The following is a 22,617-nucleotide window of genomic DNA, read 5'->3' on the forward strand; positions in this document are numbered from 1 at the left end:
CGCAAAGGAACCTCCACCATGCCTGTCACCGAACGCGCGGCGGCACCGCCGCCCGCTTCGCTCGACCTCACCGACCCGCAGACCTTCCTCGACGTCGACCAGCACGCGATGTGGCGCAGATTCCGCACCGAGAGCCCCGTGCACCGGCACCCGGCAGGTCCGGGCACCCCCGGATTCTGGGTGATCTCCCGCTACGAGGACGCGGTCGCCGTCTACCGCGACAACAAGCGGTTCACCTCGGAGAAGGGCACCGTCCTCACCACGCTGCTGCAGGGCGGGGACTCGGCCGCCGGCAAGATGCTCGCCGTCACCGACGGCAAGCGCCACCGCGAGATCCGCAACCTGATGCTGAAGTCCTTCTCGCCGCGCGTCCTCGCACCCGTCGTGGACGGCGTGCACCGGCACACCCGTGAACTCCTCGGCGCCGCCACGAAGTCGGACCGCGTCGACTTCGTCACCGACGTCGTCGACCACATTCCGATGCACACCATGGGCGATCTCCTCGACCTCCCGGCCGCGGACCGCCCGCAGCTGGTCGAGTGGAACACCCGGACGCTGTCCCGGCACAGCTCCGAGGAGAGCGAGTTCGAATCGCTCATGGCGCGCAACGAGATCCTGCTCTACATCTCCGGGCTCGCCGAGCAGCGCCGGGCGAACCCGGGCGACGACGTCCTGAGCACCCTCGCCACCGCCACCATCGACGGCGAACCGCTGACCGACGACGAGATCGTCCTCAACAGCTACAGCCTCATCCTCGGCGGCGACGAGTCGACGCGGATGTCGATCATCGGCGGTCTCATCGCGCTGGCCGACAACCCCGAGCAGTGGCGCCGCCTCAAGAGCGGCGAGGTCACCACGGAGTCGGCCACGGAGGAGATCCTGCGCTGGACCACACCCGCCATGCACTTCGGGCGCCGCGCCCTGGTCGACGTGCCCCTCGGCGACCAGGTCATCAAGGCCGGCGACGTCGTCACCCTGTGGAACGCGTCCGCCAACTTCGACGAGGACGTCTTCACCGACCCGCACCTCTTCGACGTCGGCCGCACCCCGAACAAACACGTGGTCTTCGGCCACGGCCCGCACTTCTGCCTCGGCGCCTTCCTGGGCCGGGTGCATGTGAACGCCATGGTGGAGGCGCTGCGCGCCATGGTCGCCGACATCACGCTGCTCGGCGCCCCGCAGCGCCTCTACTCCAACTTCATCCAGGGCTACAGCGGCCTGCCCGTCGCACTGCGCGCGGAGCCGGCCGGTCGGGAGGTTCGCTGACATGCGGCACGAGATCAAGACCACGGGCGGCACACAGCTCGCCGTCCTGCACACCGCCACCCCGGCGGACAGCTGGGACGAGGCACGCTGGGGCGAGGTGCGCGAGCGGGTGCGGGCGCTGCTCGACGCGTACGGGGTGGTGATGCTGCGCGGCGCCGACATTCCCGACACGGCCGCGTTCCACGCCGCCGTCAGCGGCTTCGGCAGCGACCTCATCGAGAGCTACCGCGGCGGCAACACTCCCCGCAAGACCCTCGCCGACGGCGTGTTCACCTCCACCGAGTACCCGCCGCGCTACGACATCACCCTGCACAACGAGCTGTCGTACGCGAGCAGCTGGCCCGACCGCCTGTACTTCTGCTGCCTGGACGCCCCCGACACCGGCGGCGCCACCCCCGTCTGCGACGGCGAGGCGCTGCTCGGCGCGCTCTCGCCCGAGGTGCGCGAGCGGTTCGCCTCCGGCGTCGTCTACCGCCAGTACCTGCACGGCGGGGCCGGGCTGGGCAAGTCCTGGCAGGACACGTTCGAGACGCGGGACAAGGCGGTCGTCGAGGCGTTCCTCACCGAGTCCGGCGCCGCGTTCGAGTGGGCGGGCGACGGCGGTCTGCGCGTGAGCCAGCACCGTCCCGGCGTCCTGAAGAACCCGCGCACCGGCCGCGACACCTGGTTCAACCAGGCCGACCAGTGGCACCCCTCCAACCTCCCCGGCGACGAGGGGGAACTGCTGCTGGAGCTGACCGACTCGGTCGACGACCTCCCGCACTGGGTGACGTACGCCGACGGCACACCGCTGAGCGACGGCGACCTGGCCGAGGTCCGCGCGGCGCAGCGCACGCACCGGCTGGTCGAACCCTGGCAGCGAGGCGACGTGATGATCGTCGACAACATGTCCGTGCTGCACGGCCGGGAGGCGTTCACGGGCACCCGCAAGGTCGTCGTCTCGATGACCTGAGCGGGAGACCAGCGACGAGGCCGGCACAGAAGAGGGAGGTGGTACGGATGACCGTGCTGGACGACATCGTCGAGGGGGTCCGCGAGGATCTCGCCGACCGTCGACACCAGGTGTCCGAGCACGAGTTGAGGCGGCGGGCGGCGGAGCTCGGCCCCGGGGCCGACTGCGTCCCGCTGCTGCGGGCGGTGGACGGGCGCCCCAGGATCATCGCGGAGGTCAAACGGGCCAGCCCGTCCCGCGGACCGCTGGCCGAGATCGCCGACCCGGCCCGGCTCGCGGCGGCGTACGAGAAGGGCGGCGCCGCGGCGATCAGCGTGCTGACCGAGCGCCGCAGGTTCGGCGGGGGCCTCGCCGACCTCGACGCGGTGCGGGCCGGTGTCGGCCTGCCCGTGCTGCGCAAGGACTTCGTCGTGGACCCCTACCAGGTCTGGGAGGCCAGGGCACACGGCGCGGATCTGCTGCTCCTCATCGTCGCGGCGCTCGAACAGCCGCTCCTCGCCGACCTGTTGGCGCTCGCGACGCAAGCCGGTCTGACGGCCCTGGTCGAGACCCACGACGAGGCGGAGGCCGAGCGCGCCCTCGCCGCCGGCGCGCGCGTGATCGGTGTCAACGCGCGCGACCTGCGCACGTTGCGCGTGGACCGCTCGACGTTCGGCCGCGTCGCCCCCCTCCTCCCCGACGACGTCGTGCGCGTCGCCGAGTCGGGTGTCCGCGGGATCCGCGACGTGGCCGCGTACGCGGGGCTCGGGGCGGATGCGGTGCTGGTGGGCGAGGCGCTGGTGACCGGGGCGGATCCGGTGGCGGCGGTGCGGAGTCTGGCCGGCTGAGGCCTCGTCGCCGGGTGCGGGCGGGCGGGGCGCGGTTTTCGGGTGCCGCGCCGTCGTGGCCGGTCGCGCAGTTCCCCGCGCCCGGCGACGACAGGCCCTAGGCCGCCACGGCCATCCGCCCGGCCGAGACCTCGGCCCACCGTTCCAGCACCCCGGCCGCCGCCCCCGAGTCGACCGCCCGAGCGGCCCGCTCGAACCCGGCGGCCAACCGTTCGGCGAGCGGCCCGCCCCCACCGTCCAGTGCGGCGATCCCCGCCGCGGCCGACAGGAGAACCGCGTCCCGCACCGGCCCGGCCGCCCCGGCCAGGACCTCACGGGCCACCCGGGCGTTATGGCCCCGGTCCCCGCCACGGAGGGCGTCCGCGGCAGCCCGCGGCACACCGATGTCCCGCGGATCGAACGACTCCCGGCGCACCTCGCCGCCGGAGACCGACCACACGGTGGAGGTAGTCGTGACCGTCAGCTCGTCCATCCCGTCGTCCCCGCGGAACACCAGCGCATCCGTGCCGCGCCGCGCGAGCACCTCGGCGATCAGCCGGGCGAGCGCCGGATCGGCGACGCCGACCGCCTGGGCCGCGGGCCGCGCCGGATTGGTCAGCGGGCCGAGGGCGTTGAACACCGTACGGATACCGAGTTCGCGGCGCGGTCCCGCCGCGTGCCGCATCGCCGGGTGGAACAGCGGGGCGAAGCAGAAGGTGATGCCGCTCTCCTCGGCGACGGCGGCCACCTCGTGGGCCGGCAGATCGAGCGCCACCCCCAACTCCTCCAGCACATCGGCGGATCCGCAGGCCGAGGACGCGGAGCGGTTGCCGTGCTTGACGACCCGGGCGCCGGCGCCGGCCGCCACGAGGGCCGACATCGTGGAGATGTTCACGCTGTCGGAGCCGTCGCCGCCGGTTCCGACGATGTCGAGGCAGCGCCCCGGCACCGTCAGCGGCACCGCGTGCCGGAGCATGCCGCGCGCCAGGCCCTCGATCTCGGCGGCCGTCTCGCCCTTCGCGCGCAGCCCCATCATCAGCGCGGCGAGCCGCGCGGGGCCGGCCGTACCCGTCATCGCCTGGTCCATCGCCCACTCGGCCTGCCGCGTGGACAGATTCCGGCGGTCCAGCAGTGTGTTCAGCAATTGCGGCCAGTTGGTCACGGCGGTCTCCTCGGAGCCGAAAAGGGATTCGCCGTTCATTCTGGAAAACGCGCCGACCGCTTTCCAGACCAGTACCGGGTTGCCGATGCGGTCCAATTCCCGGCCGGAGAACCCGTATCGGAAAACCCGTACCGGCGAATCCGCACCGGGGAAGGGAGATCGAGCAGCATGCACGTGGCGATGAACGTCGTCCGGGACTCCGACGTCCCCCTGACGTCCCAGATCCAGCGATTCATCAAGAGCGAGGTGGCGGCCGGCGTGCTGCACCCCGGCAGCCGGCTGCCCTCCAGCCGCAGCCTCGCCGACGACCTCGGCGTCTCGCGCAGCGTCGTCGTCGAGGCGTACGGACAACTCGTCGCCGAGGGCTACCTGGAGGCGGTGCAGGGCGCGGGCACCCGGGTGGTCCCGCACCTGCGCCCCGAACCCGTCGTGCCCACCCTGCTGGACGACGGCCGGGTGCCCGACGTGCGCTGGGACCTGCGTCCGGGAGCCCCCGCGTTCCCGCACTTCCCGCGCCGCGACTGGCTCACCAGCTATCAGCGGGCGCTGCAGTGCGCGGAGGCGTCCGACCACGACTACCCACCGCCCGCCGGCGTACCGGCGCTGCGCATCGAACTCGCCCACTACCTGGGCCGGGTCTGCGGCGTGCCCAGCACCCCGGACCAGATCATGGTCGTCGCCGGCTTCGCCCAGACCCTCGGGCTGCTCGGCGCGGCCCTGCCCGAACTGGGGGTGGACGCCCTGGGCATGGAGAACCCGGGGCATCCGCGCCAGCGCCGGTTCGTGCGCGAGTGCGGGCTGCGGCCGGTGCCGCTGCCCGTCGACGCGGAGGGCCTGGACGTGACGGCGCTCGCGGCGTCCGGCGTGCGCGCCGTCCTGGTCACGCCCGCCCACCAGTACCCGACGGGCGTCACCCTGTCCGCACGGCGCCGCGCCGCACTCGCCGCGTGGGCCCGGGACACCGGCGGCTGGATCGTGGAGGACGACTACGACGGCGGCCTCTGGTACGACCGCGGCACGCCCCGGCCGCTCGCCCTGCGCCGCCTCGCCCCCGACCACGTCGTCTACGCGGGAACGGCAAGCAAGACCCTCGCCCCGGGCCTGCGCCTGGGCTGGCTGGCGGCGCCGCGCACCGTCCTCGACCCGCTGCTGCGCGCCCGCGCCCGGCACGACCTGGGCACCGACAGTCTGGCCCAGCTGGCGTTCGCGCAGTTCCTGCGCAGCGGCCTGTACGACCGTCATCTGCGCCGCCTCAACTCCCTGTGCCGCGACCGGCGTCAGGTCCTGGAGACGGCGGTGCGCCGGCACCTGCCCGGCACCGAGGTGCTCGGCCCGGCGGCCGGTCTGCACGCCTTCCTGCGGCTGCCCCCGCACACCGACGAGGCGGCGCTGGTGGCGGCGGCGCTCAGCCGTTCCGTGCTGGTGCGGGGCGCGGCGGCGTTCCACGCGCGGGCGGGGGAGGGGCCGCCCGGCCTGGTGGTGGGCCATGCGCAGCTACCGCGTACCGGCATCGTGGACGCCGTCGCGGTCCTGGGCAGCGTGCTCAGCCGACCGGGGCCGCTCTGAGCTCCAGGAAGTTGCGCATCATGGTCAGCCCGCCCGTCGTCATGACGGACTCCGGGTGGAACTGCACGCCCTCGATGGGCAGCGTCCGGTGCCGCAGCCCCATCACGTACCCGTGGTCGGCGGCGACGGCCGTGGTCTCGAGTGCGTCCGGCAGCGGGTCGGCGACCAGCAGCGAGTGGTACCGGGTCGCCTCCAGCGTGTGCCCGAGGCCGTGGAACAGCCCCGCCCCGTCGTGCCGCACGGTGCTGGTGCGCCCGTGCATCACCTGCCCGGCCACCTCGATCCGCGCGCCGTGGGCGAGCCCGATGGCCTGGTGTCCCAGGCACACCCCGAGCAGCGGCACCCGCCCCGCGAACTCGTGCACCAGCTCCACGTGTCCGGAGTCGGCCGGATGCCCGGGGCCCGGCCCGAGGACGACGGCATCCGGCTCCAGGCCCGCCAGGGCGGCGGGTGTCCGGGTCAGCGAGCGGACCACCTGGGTGTCCGCGCCGAGGGTGCGCAGGTACTGGTCGATGATGTGCACGAAGCTGTCGTAGGCGTCGATCAGCAGAACCTTCACGGACGTGTCCCCTCACCGGTCACCGCGGTCACGGTGCCCCTCCTCACTGCAGTTCCTCGCCGGTCAGCGCCCAGTACGCCGCGCCCATCTTGGCGAGGGTCTCCCGCCACTCGGCCGCCGGATCGGACTGGGCGACCAGGCCGGCCGAGCTCTGCGTGGAGTAGGCGGCGCCGTCGTGCTCGATCGTGCGGATGCACAGGGCGAGTTCGGCCCGGCCGCGGACGTCGATCAGCCCGACCGCGCCCGCGTAGCTGCCGCGGCGTTCGTCCTCCAGGCCGTCGATGATCTCCATGGCGCGCACCTTGGGCGCGCCGGTCATCGTTCCGGCGGGGAACGTCGCGCGCACCGCCTGCCACACGTCCACGTCCGGCTCCAGCCGGCCCGACACGGTCGACACCAGGTGGAAGACGTGCGAGAAGCTCTCCACCTCCATCAGCCGGTCCACCGGCTGGGTGCTGGGCCTGCTGACCCGGCCGATGTCGTTGCGGCACAGGTCGACGAGCATGATGTGCTCGGCCTGCTCCTTGGTGGACTCGCGCATCTCCTTGACGCGGCGCAGGTTCTCCTCGTCGTCGGGGCCGCGCCGTGCCGTGCCCGCGATGGGCCGCATCACGATCTCGTCCCCGGCGCGCCCGTCGGGTTCGATGCTGAAGAACAGCTCCGGGCTCGCCCCGATCAGCGTGCCGCCCGCCCTCGGCATCACGTACATGTACGGCGACGGGTTGCGGCCGCGCAGCCGCCGGTAGACGTCGAGCGGCTCCAGGTCCGTGGTGACGTCGATCCGGTGCCCGATCTGGATCTGGTAGAGGTCGCCGACCCCGATGTGTTCGAGGCAGCGCTCGGCCCAGCCGAGGAACGTCTCCCGGCTGACGCTGTCGCGCACCGAGCGCGGTGCGGGCGCCCCGGGTGCCTCGTGCGTCTCCGCCCGTGCGGCCGCGGCGGCGGCCGCCGCGATGTCGGTCGCCGGGCCCGCCGTCGCGAACTGCTCGCAGTGCGCCCGCAGGTGGTGCGGGGCGCCGCCCGCGTCGTCGTAGCGGACGGTGTCCCGGAACAGTGTCAGCGTGATGTCCGGGCCGTGCGGCCGTTTGGTCCGCGCGGGCAGCGTCTCCATGTGCCACGCGGACTCGTACGCGAACGAGGCGAGGAACCCGAACGCGTGGCCCTGCGCGGGCAGTTCACCGCTCACCTCGAAGACCTGCCGGGCCCGGCCGAGAGCCGCCCAGAGCATGTCCTGGCCGGTGAAGCGCAGCCGGTGCGTGCCCGGATCGGGGTCCGGCCCGGGGCCCGGCGGCGCGTCCCGCGCGAGCCCCGCGGACGCGACGGCCCGGGCGAGCGCCGCCGCCACGGCCGGCCCGCCGTCGATGTCGAGATGCCCGTCGTACACCCGGATCTCCGCGAGCCGTCCGACGCCGACGACGGCCGGGCCCCGGCGCTCGCCGCCGTCGGCCAGGCTCTCCAGGAGGAACACGTCCGCCGAGGGGCGGCCGCCGGTCAACCAGGTGTAGAGCGCCAGCGGTTCGTGCCGGGGCAGCGGGGCGGAGGCGACCCGCACTTCCATGATTTGCGTTCCGTTCAAGACGAACTCCCCACCGCGATGTGTGTCATGGCAGGACGAGTCAAGCAACGGCCCCTGAACGGGGCCAGACCAATTCCGGGGAGCCGATGCGGTCCATTCCTGAATTGCTTGACCGGGCGCCCGGGTCGGATATGTAGTGGGCGCCTATTGGACGCCCGCAGGAAGGTACGGCCATGGAAGTCCTGGAAAGACGCACCGCCGAATCCGTTGAATACGCCGAAGCCGCTGAAAGCGGTGAAGCCGCCGATGCCGCCGCATCCTGGCGCGCGTTTCCCGCCGCGCAGCAACCCGACTGGCCCGACCCCGCCGCGCTGCGCGACGTCACCGGCCGGCTCGCCACCGCCCCGCCCCTGGTCGGCGCCGACGAGTGCGACGACCTGCGCGGGCGGATGGCGGCCGTGGCCCGCGGAGAGGCGATCCTGCTGCAGGGCGGCGACTGCGCCGAGACCTTCGCCCAGGTGACCGCCGACTCGGTGCGCCGCAAGCTGCGGACGCTGCTGCAGATGGCCGTGGTCCTCACCCACGCCACCGCCCTGCCGGTCGTCAAGGTCGGCCGGATGGCGGGCCAGTACGCCAAGCCGCGCTCCAGCCCGCTCGAACGGCAGGGCGACGTGGCGCTGCCCTCGTACCGCGGCGACGCGGTCAACGGACTGGAGTTCACCGCCGCGTCCCGCAGACCCGACCCGGCCCGCCTGCGCACCATGTACGAGGCGTCGGCGGACACGCTCGGCCTGGTCCGCTCCCTCGCCCGGGGCGGCTTCGCCGGGCTGAGCCAGGTGCACGCCTGGAACCGGGGGTTCGTCGCCAGCTCACAGGCGGGGCAGCGGTACGAGGCGCTCGCCGACGAGATCGGCCGCAGCCTGGCCTTCATGCACGCGTGCGGCGTCGACACCAGCGAGCTGGGCACCGCCGAGTTCTTCGTCAGCCACGAAGGACTGCTCCTGGAGTACGAGGCCGCGCTCACCCGCACCGACCCGCGCACCGGGCGCACCTGGGCGGGCAGCGGTCACCTGCTGTGGATCGGCGAACGCACCCGCGAACTCGACGGCGCGCACGTCGAGTTCTTCTCCCGCGTCGACAACCCCATCGCCGTGAAGCTGGGGCCCCGCGCCGCCGCCGACGACGTCCTCAAGCTGATCGACCGTCTCGACCCGCACCGCGAGCCGGGCCGCCTCACGTTCGTGGTGCGGGCCGGCGCGGACCGCGTACGGGACGTGCTGCCGGTCCTGGTCGAGAAGGTCGGCGCCGAGGGCGCGCAGGTGTGCTGGGTCAGTGACCCGATGCACGGCAACACCACCACGGCGCCCAGCGGACACAAGACCCGCCGCTTCGAGACGGTGCTGGAGGAGGTGCGCGGCTTCGTGGAGGTCCACCGCGAGCTCGGCACCCACCCCGGCGGCATCCACGTCGAGTTGACCGGTGACGACGTCACGGAGTGCGTCGGCGGCGGCAACGCACTCCTCGCGGCGGACCTGCCGGCCCGCTACGAGACGGCCTGCGACCCGCGCCTGAATCACACACAGTCGTTGGACCTGGCGTTCCTGCTGGCGGAGATGTACCGCGACCGGTGACGCGGCCCGGCCAGGGTGTCGGCCACGATGCCGTACGGCGGGTCCTGCTCCAGGTAGAAGTGCGCACCGGGCATCGCCCGGAACCGGAAGGCCCCCCGGGTGACCTCCCGCCAGGCCGCCGCCTGGTCGGTGCTCACCCGGGGGTCGGCCGTGCCGACCAGCGCCGTGACCGGGCAGACGAGCGGCTCGGCAGGGCCCCGCCCGTAGGCGGCGAGCATCCGGAAGTCGGCGCCGATGTAGGGCAGGACCAGGTCCACGAACGCCTGATTGCGCAGCAGCTCCGGGTCGGTGCCGCCCAGTTCGACCAGCGTCGCGATGATCGCGGCCTCGTCCCAGGTGGTCGCCGCCGCGGCGTCGGGCACCTGCAGCTGCGGAGCGCGGGCGCCCGAGGCGAACAGATGGTCCACGGGACGGCCCGCCGCCTCCAGCGCCCTCGCCACCTCGTAGGCGACGGTCGCGCCCATGCTGTGACCGAACAGGGCGAGCGGCCGGTCGTCGTCGGTGGACAGCAGCTCCGCCGCGATCCGGCGCGCCATCGTGACGAGGTCGGTGGCAAAGGGCTCACCGAGCCGCTCGGCGCGCCCCGGGTAACACACCGCGTGCACCTCGACGGCGTCCAGCGCCCGGCCCCAGCCGCGGAAGAAGTACGGCGAACCACCCGCGTGCGCGCAGCACACCAGGCGCTGCCCGGCGAACGGCCTCGGTTTCACGACCTGCGTCCACAGCATCCCGCCCCCAGGGGTCCTCGCTCCGCCGCGGCACCCACCGCGGCGCCCCGGCGATCGTCGCGCGCCCCGCTGACGCCCCGCTGAACCGCCGCTGACGTCTCACCGAGGAGTGTCAGTCACCTGTCAGGGCGGATCGCGAGCATGAAACGCACGTGCCCGCCCACGACCAGAGGAGCACCATGCCGCCGGTCACCTCGACCTACCCCTCGATCACCGAGGCCACGATGATGCCGCGCCTCGTCCGGATCGGCCCCAACCTCTATGGTGCCGTCTTCACCCTGATGAAGCTCCTGCCGGCGCACTACATCCTGCAACGCGCCAGAGACCGGGGTGATCTGGGGCCCGACACCGTCATCGTGGAGACCACCTCGGGCACCTTCGGACTCGCCCTGGCCATGCAGGCCGCCCTGATGCGCCGCAAGCTGATCCTGGTCAGCGACCCGGCGATCGACGCCAACCTGTACCGCAGACTCACCGACCTCGGCGCCCGCGTCGAGATCTGCCAGGAGCCGGCCCCGGTCGGCGGCTACCAGACGGCCCGCCTGAACCGGCTCGCCGAGATCCGTGCCGAACTGCCCGACACCTTCTGCCCGGAGCAGTACAGCAACCCCGACAACCCGCGCTCGTACGGCATCGTCGCCGACCAGCTGCGGCGCACCCTCCCCGCCGTCGACTGCCTGGTCGGCCCGGTCGGCTCCGGCGGATCGATGTGCGGCACCACCCGCGCCCTGCGCGAGCACACCCCCGGCACCGTCGCGCTGGGCGTCGACACCCACCACAGCGTCCTGTTCGGCCAGCGGGACGGCTCGCGCGAACTGCGCGGCCTCGGCAACAGCCTGTGGCCCGCCAACCTCGACCACCACGTCTTCGACGAGGTCCACTGGCTGTCCGCCGCCGAGGCGTACGCCTCCACCCGCGCGCTGCACGCCCGGCACGCCCTGTTCCAGGGCCCCACCAGCGGCGCCGCCTACCAGGTCGCCCGCTGGTGGGCCGAGCGCAACCCCGACCGCACCTGCGTCGTGATGCTCCCCGACGAGGGCTACCGCTACCAGGCCACCGTCTACGACGACGCCTGGCTCGCCGCCGGCGGCCACAGCGCCGTGGCCCGCCCGGCCCAGCCGCAGCGCGTCACCGACCCGGCGGCCGCCGGCGAACGGTGGTCCCGGCTGGTGTGGCGACGGCGCTCCTACGACGCGGTGCCGGGCGCGGTCCCGCGCACCGCCGGGGACCTGCCCCTGGCGGACGGGGTCCTGTCATGAGCGCCCGGGAGACCAAGGACACCGGCCGGCTCACCCGCACCCTCGCGCCCCGCACCCGCCGCATCGTCTACGGCGAGCAGGGCCCCGACGACATCCGCCGCGAACTGCGGCCCATCAGCACGGTCGACCTCGCGCACATCGTGATGCTCGTCGAGAGCGGACTGCTCCCGGGCGAGGCGGGAGCCCGGCTCATCACCGCCGTACGGCAGTTGCGCGACAGCGGCTTCCGGGAGCTGGCGGGCCTGGACGCGCCGCGCGGCGCCTACCTCATGTACGAGGGGCACCTGTCGGAGCAGCTCGGCGCCGACGTCGGCGGCAAGCTGCACACCGCCCGCTCCCGCAACGACATCAAGGCGACCGTCACCGCGATGCGGCTGCGTGACGAACTGGGCGGCCTGTACGAGCAGTTGGCGCGCCAGCAGGGCGTCCTGCTGTCCCGGGCCCGGGCGCACGCCGACGTCGTCATGCCGGTCTACACCCACTTCCAGCCCGCCATGCCGGTCAGCTACGGCTACTACCTGGCGGGCATCGCCGCCGCCCTCGACCGTGACCTCGCGGCCCTGGCCCACACCATCGACGAACTCGGCCGCTGCCCGCTGGGCGCGGGCGCCGTCGCCGGCACCGACCTGCCCATCAACCCGGAGCGCACCGCCCTCCTGCTCGGCTTCACCGCGCCGCCGCTGCACGCCACCGACGCCGTCGCCGCCCGCGACACCGTGCTGCGCGCCCTCGCCGTGGCCGCGTCGGCCGCGGTCACCCTCAGCCGGCTCGCCACCGATCTGCAGCTGTGGAGCACCCAGGAGTTCGGCTTCGTCGACTTCCCCGAACGGCTCGTCGGGGGCAGCTCCGCGATGCCGCAGAAACGCAACGCGTTCCTGCTCGAACACGTCAAGGCCAAGGCGGCGCTCGCCGTCGGCGCGTGGACGGCGGCGGCCTCGGCGATGAAGTCGACCCCGTTCACCAACTCCATCGAGGTCGGCACCGAAGCCGTCTCCGTGGCCTGGCCCGCCCTGGCCGCCGTACGGGACGCGGTCCTGCTCGGCCAGGTCCTGGTCTCCGGCGCGCGGCCGGTCGCCGAGCGGATGGAGGCCCGCGCGAAGGAGGGCTTCGTGACGGCCACCGTGGTCGCCAACCGGATGGTCGCCCAGGGCGTGCCGTTCCGCACCGCGCACCACGTCGTCGGCGCGGCCGTGCGCCGCGCCGTCGAGTCCGGGGCCGGTGAACTCACCGACGTCGACTGGCCCGATGGCCCGGGAGCACCGCTGCCGGGACTCCACGAAATGGTCGCGGACCTCGACCGCGGCGGCGGCCCGGGCGAGTGCGCCAAGGCGGTGGACACCCTGCGCGGACGCCTGGGCGAACACACGCGGTGGGCCGCCGCCCACCGCGCGCGCCTGCGGGAGGCGAGCCACCGCCTGGACGCCGAGACCCGGGCGGTCGTGGCGCGGTACGCCCCGCAGACGGGAGACGGACGATGAGCCGCCGGTGGATGGCGTTCCTGGAGAGCAACACCACGGGAACGGGGCGGGAGTTCTGCGCCGCCGCACGCGCACGCGGTCTGCGGCCCGTGCTCCTGGCCCGCGATCCCGGCCGGTACCCGTACGCCGCCGAGGACACCGTCGACACCCTGACCCTGGACACCGCGGACCCGGACGCGGTGCTGAGCGCGCTGCGCGGCCTCGCCGCCGACGCCGGCCTGGCCGGTGTCACCTCCAGCTCCGAGTACTACGTCGCGGACGCGGCCCGCGCGGCCGCCGGGCTCGGCCTGCCGGGCCCCGACGGCGACGCGGTGCAGGCCTGCCGCGCCAAGGACGTCCAGCGCGCACGGCACCGCGCGGCCGGCGTACCGGTGCCCCGGTTCCGGGCCGTCGCGGACGTCGAGGCGGCGCTCGCCGCCGCCGGGGCCATCGGCTATCCCGTCGTCCTCAAACCGGTCAGCGGCTCGGGGTCGGCCGGGGTGCGCCTGTGCCGCGACGCACAGGACACCCGCGACTGGGCCCGCCGGCTCCTCACCGAGGGCACCGGCGCCCGCATCCTGGTGGAGGAGGCGGTGTCGGGGCCGGAGTTCTCCGTCGAGACGTTCGACGGCGAGGTCGTCACGGTCGTCGCCAAACACCTCGGCCCGGCCCCGTACTTCGTCGAGACCGGCCACGACATCCCCGCGGCCACACCCGGCCCCACGGCCGACGCCCTGGGCGAGACGGCCGTGCACGCCCTGCGCGCGCTCGGCCTCGGCTGGGGCGCCGCCCACACCGAACTGCGCTGGACCCTCGGCGGCCCGGTGGTCATCGAGGTCAACCCGCGCCTGGCGGGCGGCATGATCCCGGTCGCCGTGCGGGCCGCCCTGGGCGTGGACCTCGTCGACGCGGTGGTGGCCCGCGCCGCGGACCTGCCCGCGGCGGCTCCCGCGCCCGGCGCGGGCCACGCCGCCGTGCGCTTCGTCCGGGCCGCCCGGCCGGGCCGGGTGACGGCGGTGCGCGGACTGCCCGCGGCGGCCGCGTCCCCCGGCGTCCTGGCCGCCCACGCGACCACCGCCCCCGGCCGCGACGTCCGCATCACGCACTCCTTCCAGGACCGCCTGGCCTGCGTGGTGGCCGCGGCCCCCGACCCCCTGCGGGCGGCCCGCCGCGCACTGGCGGCGGCGGACCTGATCGAGATCGACCTGGACCCCGTCCCCGCCCCGCGTCTTTCCCGAGAGAGGGCCGCCACCCGATGACTCAGCCGAGCCTTCCCGGCCGCGGGCCCGACCCCGCCGGCCACACCGCCACCGTGCCCCGCTGGCGCGCCCCGTACGGCGGCGGTCCCGGAACCGGTACCCACCGCGCCCCGCTCCCCGCGGGCCTGGCCGACGGCCTGCGGCGCACCGCCGGCGCCCTCGGCACCGACCTGCCCGCCCTGCTGCTCGCCGCGCACGCCCGCGTGCTGGCCACCCTCACCTCCGAACGCGGCGTGCGCTGCGGCTACGTACCGCCGCGGCGGGGGAGTGCACCGGGCGACCTGCTGCTCACCGTCGCCCCCTCCGCCTGGGCCGAGCTGATCCGGGCCGTCGCCGTCGCGCCGCGGACGGAGCCGGGCGCCCCCGACGCCGTACTCGACCTGTCCGGCCTGACGAGCGGTACACCCGGCACATCCGGCGACTTCCCGGACGCCGTGCTGCGGTTCGCCTGGGCGCGGGAGCCGGGCGGCAGTGTCGTACTGCACGTGCGTCACGACCTCGGCGCGTTCGACGGCGAGCACGCCGCCCGCCTCGCCGGGTACCAACTGGCCGCCCTGCGCCTCCTCGTCGAGGACCCGGCCGCCCGCCACGACCGGCAGAGTCTGCTCTCGCCCGAGGAGACCGCGGCCCAGCTCTACGCACTGGCCGGCCCGCGTGTCGACGACGGGTCCGCGCTCACCTTCGTGGACCTGTTCCGGCGCCGGGCGAAGGAGCTGCCGGACGCGCCCGCCGCCGCCCACGGCGAGCGGACCTGGAGCTACCGGGAGCTCGACGAACGCTCCGACCGCGTCGCGTGCGCCGTGGCAGCGGCGGGCGCGGGCGCCGAGGACGTCGTCGCGGTCGTCATGGACCGCACCCTCGACTGGATCGCGAGCGCCATCGGTGTGCTCAAGGCGGGCGCCGTGTATCTGCCGGTCCCCACCGACCTGCCCGTGGAGCGCGTCACCGTCCAGCTCGACGAGGCCGTCTGCGTGCTGGTCCTCACCGACGACCGGGGCGAGGCCCTCGTCCGCAAGGCCTGCGCCGAACTCGACGACAGCCCCGCCGTGCTGACGGCCCATCAGGCGCAACAGGGGCGCGACACACCCGTGCCGCCGCCGCCCACCCCCGACCAGGCCTCCTACATCTACTTCACCTCCGGCTCCACCGGCACCCCCAAGGGCGCCCTGTGCGAACACGCGGGCCTGGTCAACCACCTCCACGCCAAGATCGACGACATGGGTCTCGCGGCGGGCCCCGGCCAGGTCGTGGCGCAGACCGCGTCCCAGGGCTTCGACATCTCGCTGTGGCAGTTCGCCGCGCCGCTGCTGACCGGCGCCGCCACCCGCATCATCGACACCGACGTCCTGCTGGACGTGGGCGGATTCCTCGACGAACTGACCGACGGCGGCGTGACGGTCGCACAGACCGTCCCCGCCTATCTCGACGTACTGCTGCGCGACCTGGAACGCCGCCCGCGCGCTCTCGGCCCCCTGCACACCCTCTGCGTCACGGGCGAGGTCCTCGGCCACGAGCTGGTCCGCCGCTGGTTCGCCGCGCAGCCGGACATCAGGCTCGTCAACGCCTACGGCGCGACCGAGGTCTGCGACGACACCATGCACGAGATCCTCGACGGCGTCCCGGAACACGGCTTCGTCCCCCTGGGCAGGGCGCTGCGCAACGTCCACACCTACGTCCTCGACCACAATCTGCAGCTGGTGCCCCTCGGCACGACCGGCGAGATCGTCTTCTCCGGCGTCTGCGTGGGCCGCGGCTACATCAACGACGAGGAACGCACCCGGCAGGCCTTCGTCCCCGACCCGTTCCGCGCCCACACCCGCATGTACCGCACCGGCGACTTCGGCCGCAGGCTGCCCGACGGCCGCCTGGCGTTCCTGGGCCGCCACGACGAACAGGTGAAGATCCGCGGCTACCGCATCGAACTCGGCGAGATCGAACACCAGCTGGCGACCATGCCCGGCGTGCGGGACGCCGCGGTCGTCATCGACGGCGGCCCCGGCGCCGCCCGTACCCTCACCGCGTTCCTCACGACGGACAGGGCCCCGGACGCGACCGCCGCCGAACCCCTCGCCGGTACGGCCCCGGTCCTGCCCGACGCCGCCGCCCGGGCCCGCGACTTCCTCGCGGCGCTGCTGCCCGGCTACATGGTGCCCGCCTACTACCACCGCCTGGAGCGCCTCCCGCTCACCGCCCACGGCAAGGTCGACAAGGCGGCCCTGACCGAACTCGCCGGCACCCTCGGCCACGGCGGCGCACCCCGCACCGCCCCGGTCACCCCCGACGAGCGGCGCCTCGCCGTGGCCTGGGCCGAGGTGCTCGCCGTCCCCCTGGAACGGATCGGGAAGGACGACAGCTTCTTCGCGCTCGGCGGCACCTCCCTGGCCGCGGCCCGGCTCATCGCCCACCTCGGCCGCCGGCTGACCGTCGCCGACCTGGTCGCCCACCCGGTCCTCGGCGACCTGGCCCGGGTGCTGACCCGCCGCCGCGACGGCGGAGCGGCCCACGCGCCCCGCCCCCGGCTGCTGCATCCACTGCTCCCGGTACGCACCCCGCACCACACCCTGGTCTGCTTCCCGTACGCGGCGGGTAACGCGGTCAATTTCCGTGCCCTGGCCGAAGAACTGGAGCGCGACGGCATCGCCGTGTACGGGGTCGAGCCGCCCGGCCACGACTTCGCCGCCCCCGACGAACCCCTCCAGGACGTGCCGACGCTCGCGCACCGCGCCCGGGACGAGATCCTGGCCGGCGTCACCACGCCCGTCCTGCTCTGGGGACACTGCGCGGGCAGCGCGGCGGCCCTGGAGACCGCCCGGCTCCTGGAGGAGGCGGGCCGCCCGGCCGAACGGGTCTTCCTCGGCGCCCCCCTGCTCCCCGAGGTCACGGCGCTCAGGGCCGAACTCGCCGACGTCGCGGCCGTGGACCGGCGCACCCTGCTCGGCCGGCTGCGCGGCGGACGGGCCTTCGTGGAGCTGGACGCGTACCAGCCGGAGCGGGCCGAGGTCGCCGACCGCGCCTACCGGCACGACGTCGACACCTCCCACCGTCACCTCATCCGGCTGCGGGAACAGCCGCGCCCGCACCGCCTGGCCGCCCCGGTGGACGTCGTCGTGGCCCGCGACGACCCGGCCACCCCCGACGCGGCCCGCGCCGCCGGCGCCTGGCGGGCCCTCGCACAGCAGGTCACGCTCCACCAACTGGACAGCGGCGGCCACTACTTCATCGGCACCAGGCCCGCGCCGAGCGCGGCCCGGATCCGGGCGGCGCTCGCCCCGCCCCGCGGACAGGACAGGAGTCGCACGTGACCACGATCGAGGACCGCCGGGTCGCCGCCACCGGCGTCAGCACCGCCTTCGGCACCTTCGGTGAACTGCTGCAGGGCGTGCTGCCCGAGGACGACGGGGACTTCCTGGTCACCCTGCCGGTCGCCCGCTGGTCCACGGCCCGCTTCGAACTCACCCCGGACGAAGCGGAGTTGACTGTCGGGCCGGTCCACAAGAAGAAGGCGCTGCGGCTGGCCCGGATGATCCTCGACGACGCCCCCGGACCCGGCGGCGGGGCGCTGCACATCGACAGCACCCTGCCCGAGGGCAAGGGCCTGGCCAGCTCCTCCGCCGACCTGGTGGCCACGGCACGGGCCGTCGCCAACGCGCTCGGCGAGCCCATGCCACCGCGCCGCATCGAGTCGTACCTGGCCCGCATCGAACCCACCGACGGCGTCCTGTACCCGGCGATCGTCGCCTTCCACCACCGCAGCGTGCGGCTGCGCGCCGAACTCGGCTCGCTGCCCCCGATGACGGTCGTCGGCATCGACGAGGGCGGCGCGGTCGACACGGTCGCCTTCAACGCCATCCCGAAACCCTTCACCGCCGCCGACCGGCGGCGCTACGTCCGCCTCCTGGACCGCGTCACCGGCGCCGTGGCCCGCAGGGACCTGGCCGAGGTCGGCAGGGTCGCCACCGAGAGCGCCCGGATGAACCAAGTGCTGCGCCACAAAAGGTCGTTGGAGCCGATGATCCGCATCTGCGAGGCCATCGGCGGCCTCGGCGTCGTCATCGGCCACAGCGGCACCTCGCTCGGCATCCTCCTGGACACCACCGCCCCCGACAACGCGGCCCGGCTCGCCGCCGCCGCCCAGCGCTGCCAGGAACTCGAAGGCAACGTGACCGTCTACCACACCCTCAGCTTCCACTGAGATCCGCGCGGGGGTCCACCAGGTGGTGGACCCCAAGTTCCACCGGTCGCCGCTGTCGGCACCACACCCCCCACGAAGAGGATCGATGGCATGAAGAATCTTCCTGTACGCATGGCACGCTGGAGCGCCGCCCACCCGTGGCGGGGCATCGTCGGCTGGCTCGTGTTCGTCGTCCTGTGCCTCGGCATCGGCATCTCGGTCGGCACCAACGCGGCGACCACCGAGGACTTCCGTATCGGCGAGGCGGGACGCGGCGAGGAGATCGCCGCCGAGGGCGGACTGCAGCAGCGGCCCGTCGAGCACGTCCTGATCACCGCGAAGCCCGGCACCGGGAAGTTCGACATCACCGCCGCCGACGCGGCCGCCGCCGATGTCGCCGCCCGGATGGACCGACTGCCCGAGGTGCGTACCGTCGCCGACCCGGTGCGCAACGAGGCGGGCACCGCCGTGCGCGTCACGGTCACCATGAAGGGCCCCGAGCTCGACGGCAAGAAGCACGTCGACCCGCTGCTCGAACAGACCGCCGCCGTACAGAAGGCCCACCCCGGCCTGCGCGTCGAGGAGACCGGATCGCCCTCGATCAGCAAGGGCGTCGACGGACTGCGCAGCGACGACCTCTCGCGCACCGAGGTCATCGCCCTGCCGGTCACCCTCATCACCCTGCTGCTCGTCTTCAGTTCCGTGGCGATGGCCCTCGTACCGCTGCTGCTCGCCCTCTCCTCGATCGCCTCGGCCGTCGGCCTGTCGATGGTCGCCTCGCACGTCTTCCCCGACGCCGGCGTCGGCACCAACGTCATCCTGCTCATCGGCCTCGCCGTCGGCGTCGACTACACGCTCTTCTACCTCAAGCGCGAACGGGAGGAACGCGCCCGCGCCGGCGGCAAGCTGAGCCCGCAGGCCGTCGTCGAACTCGCCGCCGCCACCTCCGGACGGGCCGTCGTCCTCTCCGGCCTCGCCGTCGCCATCTCCAGCGCCACCCTCTACCTCGCCGACGACGTCATCTTCTCCTCCATCGCCACCGGCGCGATCCTCGTCACCCTCGTCGCCGTCGTCAGCTCCCTGACCGTCCTGCCCGCCCTCCTCGCCTCGATGGGCATGCGCGCCCAGCGCCGCGCCGAGCGCCGCGCGGCCCGCGGACTCGCGCCGAAGAAGCAGAAGGCGCACAAGAACGGACCCGGCCGGCTGACCGCCGCCGTGCTGCGCCCCGTCGCCAAGCACCCCGCCGCCACCCTCACCGTCACCGTCGTCGCGCTGCTCGCCCTCGCCGCCCCGGTCCTCGGCCTCAAACTCACCGACATGGGCCGCGAGACGCACTCCCGCTCCATCGTCGCCATGCAGGTCTACGACCGTCTCAACGCGGCCTACCCGGACCTCAAGTCGATGCACCAGGTCGTCGTCCGCGCCGACGCCGAGCGCTCGCCCGAGGTGAGTGCCGCCCTGCGCGAACTCGCCGCCGACGTCAAGAACGACCCGCGCCTGAGCGGCACCTCCACCCTGACCACGTCGCAGGACAAGCGGATCAGCATGCTCCAGCTGCAGGTCCCGCACTACGTCAGCAGCGACGAGGCGCAGACCTCCCTCAAGGACATCCGGAACACATACGTCCCCGAGACCGTCGGCAAGGTGGCCGGCGCCGAGACGGCCGTGACCGGTGACGTCGCCCGCTACACCGACTACCCGACCCACCAGGAACAGAAGCTGCCGCTCATCATCGGGGCGCTCCTGCTGGTCACCTTCGCCATGACCGTCTGGGCGTTCCGCTCCGTGGTCCTCGGCCTCGTCGGCATCGTCCTCAACCTCCTGTCCGCCGCCGCCTCGCTCGGCATCCTGGTCATGGTCTTCCAGCACACCTGGGCCGAAGGCGTCGTCGACTTCACCTCCACCGGCTCGATCGGCTCCCGCGTCCCGCTGTTCCTCTTCGTGATCCTGTTCGGCCTGTCGATGGACTACCAGGTCTTCGTCATCAGCCGGATCCGCGAAGCGGCCCTGCGCGGAGTCCCGACCCGCAAGGCGGTGATCGAGGGCATCGGCAGCTCGGCCGGCGTGGTCACCAGCGCCGCTGCCGTCATGGTCACCGTCTTCGCCAGCTTCGCGGCCCTGCACCTGATCGAGATGAAGCAGATCGGCTTCAGCCTCGCCGTCGCCGTCCTCCTGGACGCCTTCATCATCCGCATGCTGGTCCTGCCGTCCCTGATGCTCCTGCTCGGCGAGGCCAACTGGTGGCCCTCGCGCTCCGTACGCCGCGCCCGCACCGCCGCCGAACCGGCCCCGCGCCCCCTGGCGCCGGTGAGCTGACCGGCCCGGCGTCCACGTCCCCGACCTCCGCAACTCCTCTCCGTACGAGGTGAATCACAGTGACTCAGTGGCAGCAGCCGGGCGACCGGCTCACCCTGCACCAGATCCGCCGCTGGAACACGGGCGTCTGGATCCTGCTCGGCGTGCTGCCGACGGCCGTCGCCGTGCTCGACGCGCCGCCCGGCCGCAAGTACTGGCTGCTCGGCCTGCTCGCCCTGATCGCGCTGTGCCACACCGTCGTCCTGACCCGGCCCCGCAACCCCGTTCTGCACCCCCGCGCCTACCTCGGCGTCCTCGCCCTCGTCCTGGGAGCGGCCTCCTACCTCCTGGACGGCGGGGCCGCCTTCTACATCGTCTCCCTGCCGCAGTTCTGGCTCTTCACCCGAGCCCCCCGCGACGCCATCACCCTCAGCGGCGCGGCCGCCCTCTTCACCGTCTTCGGCGGCACCCTCGGCCAGGGCTGGAGCCCCCAGTTCCTCACCGGGAACGCCGTGTTCACCGTCGTCGCCTACGCGGCCGGCGTCGGCCTGGGCCTGTGGATGCACCGCTTCATCGGCCAGAGCAACGAACGCCAGGAACAGCTCACCGCCGAACTCGCCGTCACACAGGAGGAGTTGGCCGCCGCCCACCAGCGCCAGGGCGCGGCGGAGGAACGCGAACGCCTCGCCCGCGAGATCCACGACACCCTCGCCCAGGGCTTCGCCTCCATCGTGGTCCTCGCCGAGGCCGCCCGCTCCGCAGCGGACACCCACCCCGCACGCTGCGCCCAGCAGCTCACCTCCATCGAACAGACCGCCCGCGAGAACTTCGCCGAGGCCCGCGTACTGGTCGGCTCCGCCCCCGAGAGCGGCGTCGCACCCGGCTCCCTCGCCACCACCCTGCGCCGGACCCTGGACCGCTTCGTCCAGGACACCGGCCTCACCGTCACCGCCGAACTGCCCGACCTCGAACTGGACCAGCGCACCCGGGTCGCCCTGCTGCGCTGCACCCAGGAGTCCCTCGCCAACGTGCGCAAGCACTCCGGCGCCGGCACCGTCGGCGTCGTCCTCGCCGGATTCCCGGGCGGCGTCGAGCTGGAGATCACCGACGACGGCCGCGGCTTCGTCGTCGAGGAGTCCCACGGCTTCGGCCTCGACGGGATGCGCCGGCGCATGGCCGAACTGGACGGCGAACTCAGCGTCACCAGCTCCCTGGGGGACGGCACCCGCGTCCTCGCCACCCTCCCCGTACAACCCCAGGACGGATCATGACCGACGCCACGAACGACCGGATCCGGGTGGCCGTGGTCGACGACCACGCGGTGATGCGCGCCGGGGTCGTCGCGCTGCTCACGGCGGAGCCCACCATCGAGATCGTCGGCGAGGCGAGCGACGGCCGCGAGGGCGTCGACCTCGTGGCCCGGCTCGCACCCGACGTGGCCCTCGTCGACCTGCGCATGCCGGTGCTGGACGGGGTCGCCGCCACCACCGAGATCGTCGCCCTGCCGGCGCCGACCCGGGTACTGATCCTCACCACGTACGACACGGACGTCGAGATCGAACGCGCCGTGGAGGCCGGCGCCGTCGGCTACCTCCTCAAGGACACCACCCGTGAGCAGCTCGCCGACGCCATCCGCTCGGCGGCGCGCGGCGAGACGGTCCTGGCGCCCAAGGTCGCCGAACGGCTCGTGGCCCGGATGCGCCGTCCCGAACCGGTCGCCCTGACGGCCCGCGAGCGGGAGGTGCTGCGCGCGGTCGCCGACGGCCTGTCCAACGCCGAGATCGGCCGCCGCCTGGTGATCGGCGAGGCCACGGTGAAGACACACCTCCTGCGGGTCTTCGCGAAACTCGACGTCAGCGACCGCACGCGCGCCGTCGTCGTCGCCCTGCAGAAGGGGCTGCTGGTGCGCTCCTGAGAAAAAGCTGGCCCTGCCACGCACTTGTCCGGGGTGCGGGGATCCCTACGTGATCCACAAATCTCTCGCTTATGC

The 22,617-nt window shown here is 73.7% G+C and carries 17 protein-coding genes; 13 read left to right on the forward strand and 4 right to left on the reverse strand.

Features of this window, described 5'->3' with window-relative positions; all coding sequences use genetic code 11:
• The first annotated feature begins 18 nt into the window (after positions 1 to 18).
• Genes AB0J02_RS36760 through trpC form a run of 3 tightly spaced genes read left to right on the forward strand, consistent with a single transcriptional unit; the run spans position 19 to position 3,045 of the window.
• Positions 19 to 1,266, forward strand: coding sequence for a cytochrome P450 (locus tag AB0J02_RS36760; protein ID WP_363198204.1), 1,248 nt, complete (start codon positions 19 to 21; stop codon positions 1,264 to 1,266).
• A 1-nt stretch (position 1,267) separates the two neighbouring features.
• Positions 1,268 to 2,218, forward strand: a complete 951-nt coding sequence (locus AB0J02_RS36765; RefSeq protein WP_363198205.1) for a TauD/TfdA family dioxygenase — start codon at positions 1,268 to 1,270, stop codon at positions 2,216 to 2,218.
• A gap of 47 nt (positions 2,219 to 2,265) precedes the next feature.
• Positions 2,266 to 3,045 carry an indole-3-glycerol phosphate synthase TrpC gene (gene trpC / locus AB0J02_RS36770; RefSeq protein ID WP_363198206.1) on the forward strand — a complete coding sequence of 260 codons (780 nt, stop codon included), beginning with the start codon at positions 2,266 to 2,268 and terminating at the stop codon, positions 3,043 to 3,045.
• A 97-nt stretch (positions 3,046 to 3,142) separates the two neighbouring features.
• Here the strand turns inward: trpC and trpD are convergent, their stop codons facing one another.
• The gene (gene trpD / locus AB0J02_RS36775) at positions 3,143 to 4,225 is read right to left on the reverse strand and encodes an anthranilate phosphoribosyltransferase (RefSeq protein ID WP_363198207.1); all 1,083 of its coding nucleotides are present in this window, start codon (positions 4,223 to 4,225) and stop codon (positions 3,143 to 3,145) included.
• A gap of 129 nt (positions 4,226 to 4,354) precedes the next feature.
• Between trpD and AB0J02_RS36780 the strand changes: the two genes are divergently transcribed.
• Complete coding sequence (locus tag AB0J02_RS36780) at positions 4,355 to 5,752, forward strand: PLP-dependent aminotransferase family protein (protein WP_363198208.1); 1,398 nt, start codon at positions 4,355 to 4,357, stop codon at positions 5,750 to 5,752.
• Here the strand turns inward: AB0J02_RS36780 and AB0J02_RS36785 are convergent.
• On the reverse strand, positions 5,730 to 6,311 hold the full coding sequence (locus AB0J02_RS36785; RefSeq protein ID WP_363198209.1) for an aminodeoxychorismate/anthranilate synthase component II: 582 nt from the start codon (positions 6,309 to 6,311) through the stop codon (positions 5,730 to 5,732). The genes AB0J02_RS36780 and AB0J02_RS36785 overlap by 23 nt on opposite strands.
• A gap of 43 nt (positions 6,312 to 6,354) precedes the next feature.
• Positions 6,355 to 7,887 carry an anthranilate synthase component I family protein gene (locus tag AB0J02_RS36790; RefSeq protein WP_363198210.1) on the reverse strand — a complete coding sequence of 511 codons (1,533 nt, stop codon included), beginning with the start codon at positions 7,885 to 7,887 and terminating at the stop codon, positions 6,355 to 6,357.
• A 173-nt stretch (positions 7,888 to 8,060) separates the two neighbouring features.
• On the opposite strand from AB0J02_RS36790, the gene AB0J02_RS36795 reads away from it, so the two are divergent.
• Entirely contained in the window at positions 8,061 to 9,458 is a 1,398-nt protein-coding gene (locus AB0J02_RS36795; protein WP_363198211.1) for a class II 3-deoxy-7-phosphoheptulonate synthase, read from the forward strand.
• On the opposite strand, the gene AB0J02_RS36800 is transcribed toward AB0J02_RS36795, so the two are convergent.
• A complete protein-coding gene (locus AB0J02_RS36800; RefSeq protein ID WP_363198212.1) occupies positions 9,401 to 10,168 on the reverse strand; it encodes an alpha/beta fold hydrolase in 768 nt (255 codons plus the stop codon). The genes AB0J02_RS36795 and AB0J02_RS36800 overlap by 58 nt on opposite strands.
• 197 nt (positions 10,169 to 10,365) lie before the next feature.
• On the opposite strand from AB0J02_RS36800, the gene AB0J02_RS36805 reads away from it, so the two are divergent.
• From AB0J02_RS36805 to AB0J02_RS36840, 8 genes are all read left to right on the forward strand, one after another.
• On the forward strand, positions 10,366 to 11,445 hold the full coding sequence (locus AB0J02_RS36805) for a cysteine synthase family protein (RefSeq protein ID WP_363198213.1): 1,080 nt from the start codon (positions 10,366 to 10,368) through the stop codon (positions 11,443 to 11,445).
• Positions 11,442 to 12,923: an argininosuccinate lyase gene (argH, locus tag AB0J02_RS36810; protein WP_363198214.1), complete on the forward strand. Its 1,482-nt coding sequence runs from the start codon at positions 11,442 to 11,444 to the stop codon at positions 12,921 to 12,923. The genes AB0J02_RS36805 and argH overlap by 4 nt, the downstream gene beginning before the upstream one ends.
• The gene (locus tag AB0J02_RS36815) at positions 12,920 to 14,161 is read left to right on the forward strand and encodes an ATP-grasp domain-containing protein (protein ID WP_363198215.1); all 1,242 of its coding nucleotides are present in this window, start codon (positions 12,920 to 12,922) and stop codon (positions 14,159 to 14,161) included. Before argH ends, AB0J02_RS36815 begins: the two co-directional genes overlap by 4 nt.
• Positions 14,158 to 17,463: an amino acid adenylation domain-containing protein gene (locus tag AB0J02_RS36820; RefSeq protein WP_363198216.1), complete on the forward strand. Its 3,306-nt coding sequence runs from the start codon at positions 14,158 to 14,160 to the stop codon at positions 17,461 to 17,463. Before AB0J02_RS36815 ends, AB0J02_RS36820 begins: the two co-directional genes overlap by 4 nt.
• On the forward strand, positions 17,460 to 18,353 hold the full coding sequence (locus AB0J02_RS36825) for a kinase (protein ID WP_363198217.1): 894 nt from the start codon (positions 17,460 to 17,462) through the stop codon (positions 18,351 to 18,353). Before AB0J02_RS36820 ends, AB0J02_RS36825 begins: the two co-directional genes overlap by 4 nt.
• Positions 18,354 to 18,443: 90 nt before the next feature.
• Positions 18,444 to 20,648 (forward strand): MMPL family transporter, encoded by a 2,205-nt coding sequence (locus tag AB0J02_RS36830; RefSeq protein ID WP_363198218.1) that lies wholly within the window; start codon positions 18,444 to 18,446, stop codon positions 20,646 to 20,648.
• A gap of 59 nt (positions 20,649 to 20,707) precedes the next feature.
• Positions 20,708 to 21,898 carry a sensor histidine kinase gene (locus AB0J02_RS36835; protein ID WP_363198219.1) on the forward strand — a complete coding sequence of 397 codons (1,191 nt, stop codon included), beginning with the start codon at positions 20,708 to 20,710 and terminating at the stop codon, positions 21,896 to 21,898.
• Complete coding sequence (locus AB0J02_RS36840) at positions 21,895 to 22,542, forward strand: response regulator transcription factor (RefSeq protein ID WP_363198220.1); 648 nt, start codon at positions 21,895 to 21,897, stop codon at positions 22,540 to 22,542. Before AB0J02_RS36835 ends, AB0J02_RS36840 begins: the two co-directional genes overlap by 4 nt.
• Positions 22,543 to 22,617 lie beyond the last annotated feature (75 nt).

The organism is Streptomyces sp. NPDC050264, assembly GCF_040655895.1.
GTDB lineage: Bacteria > Actinomycetota > Actinomycetes > Streptomycetales > Streptomycetaceae > Streptomyces.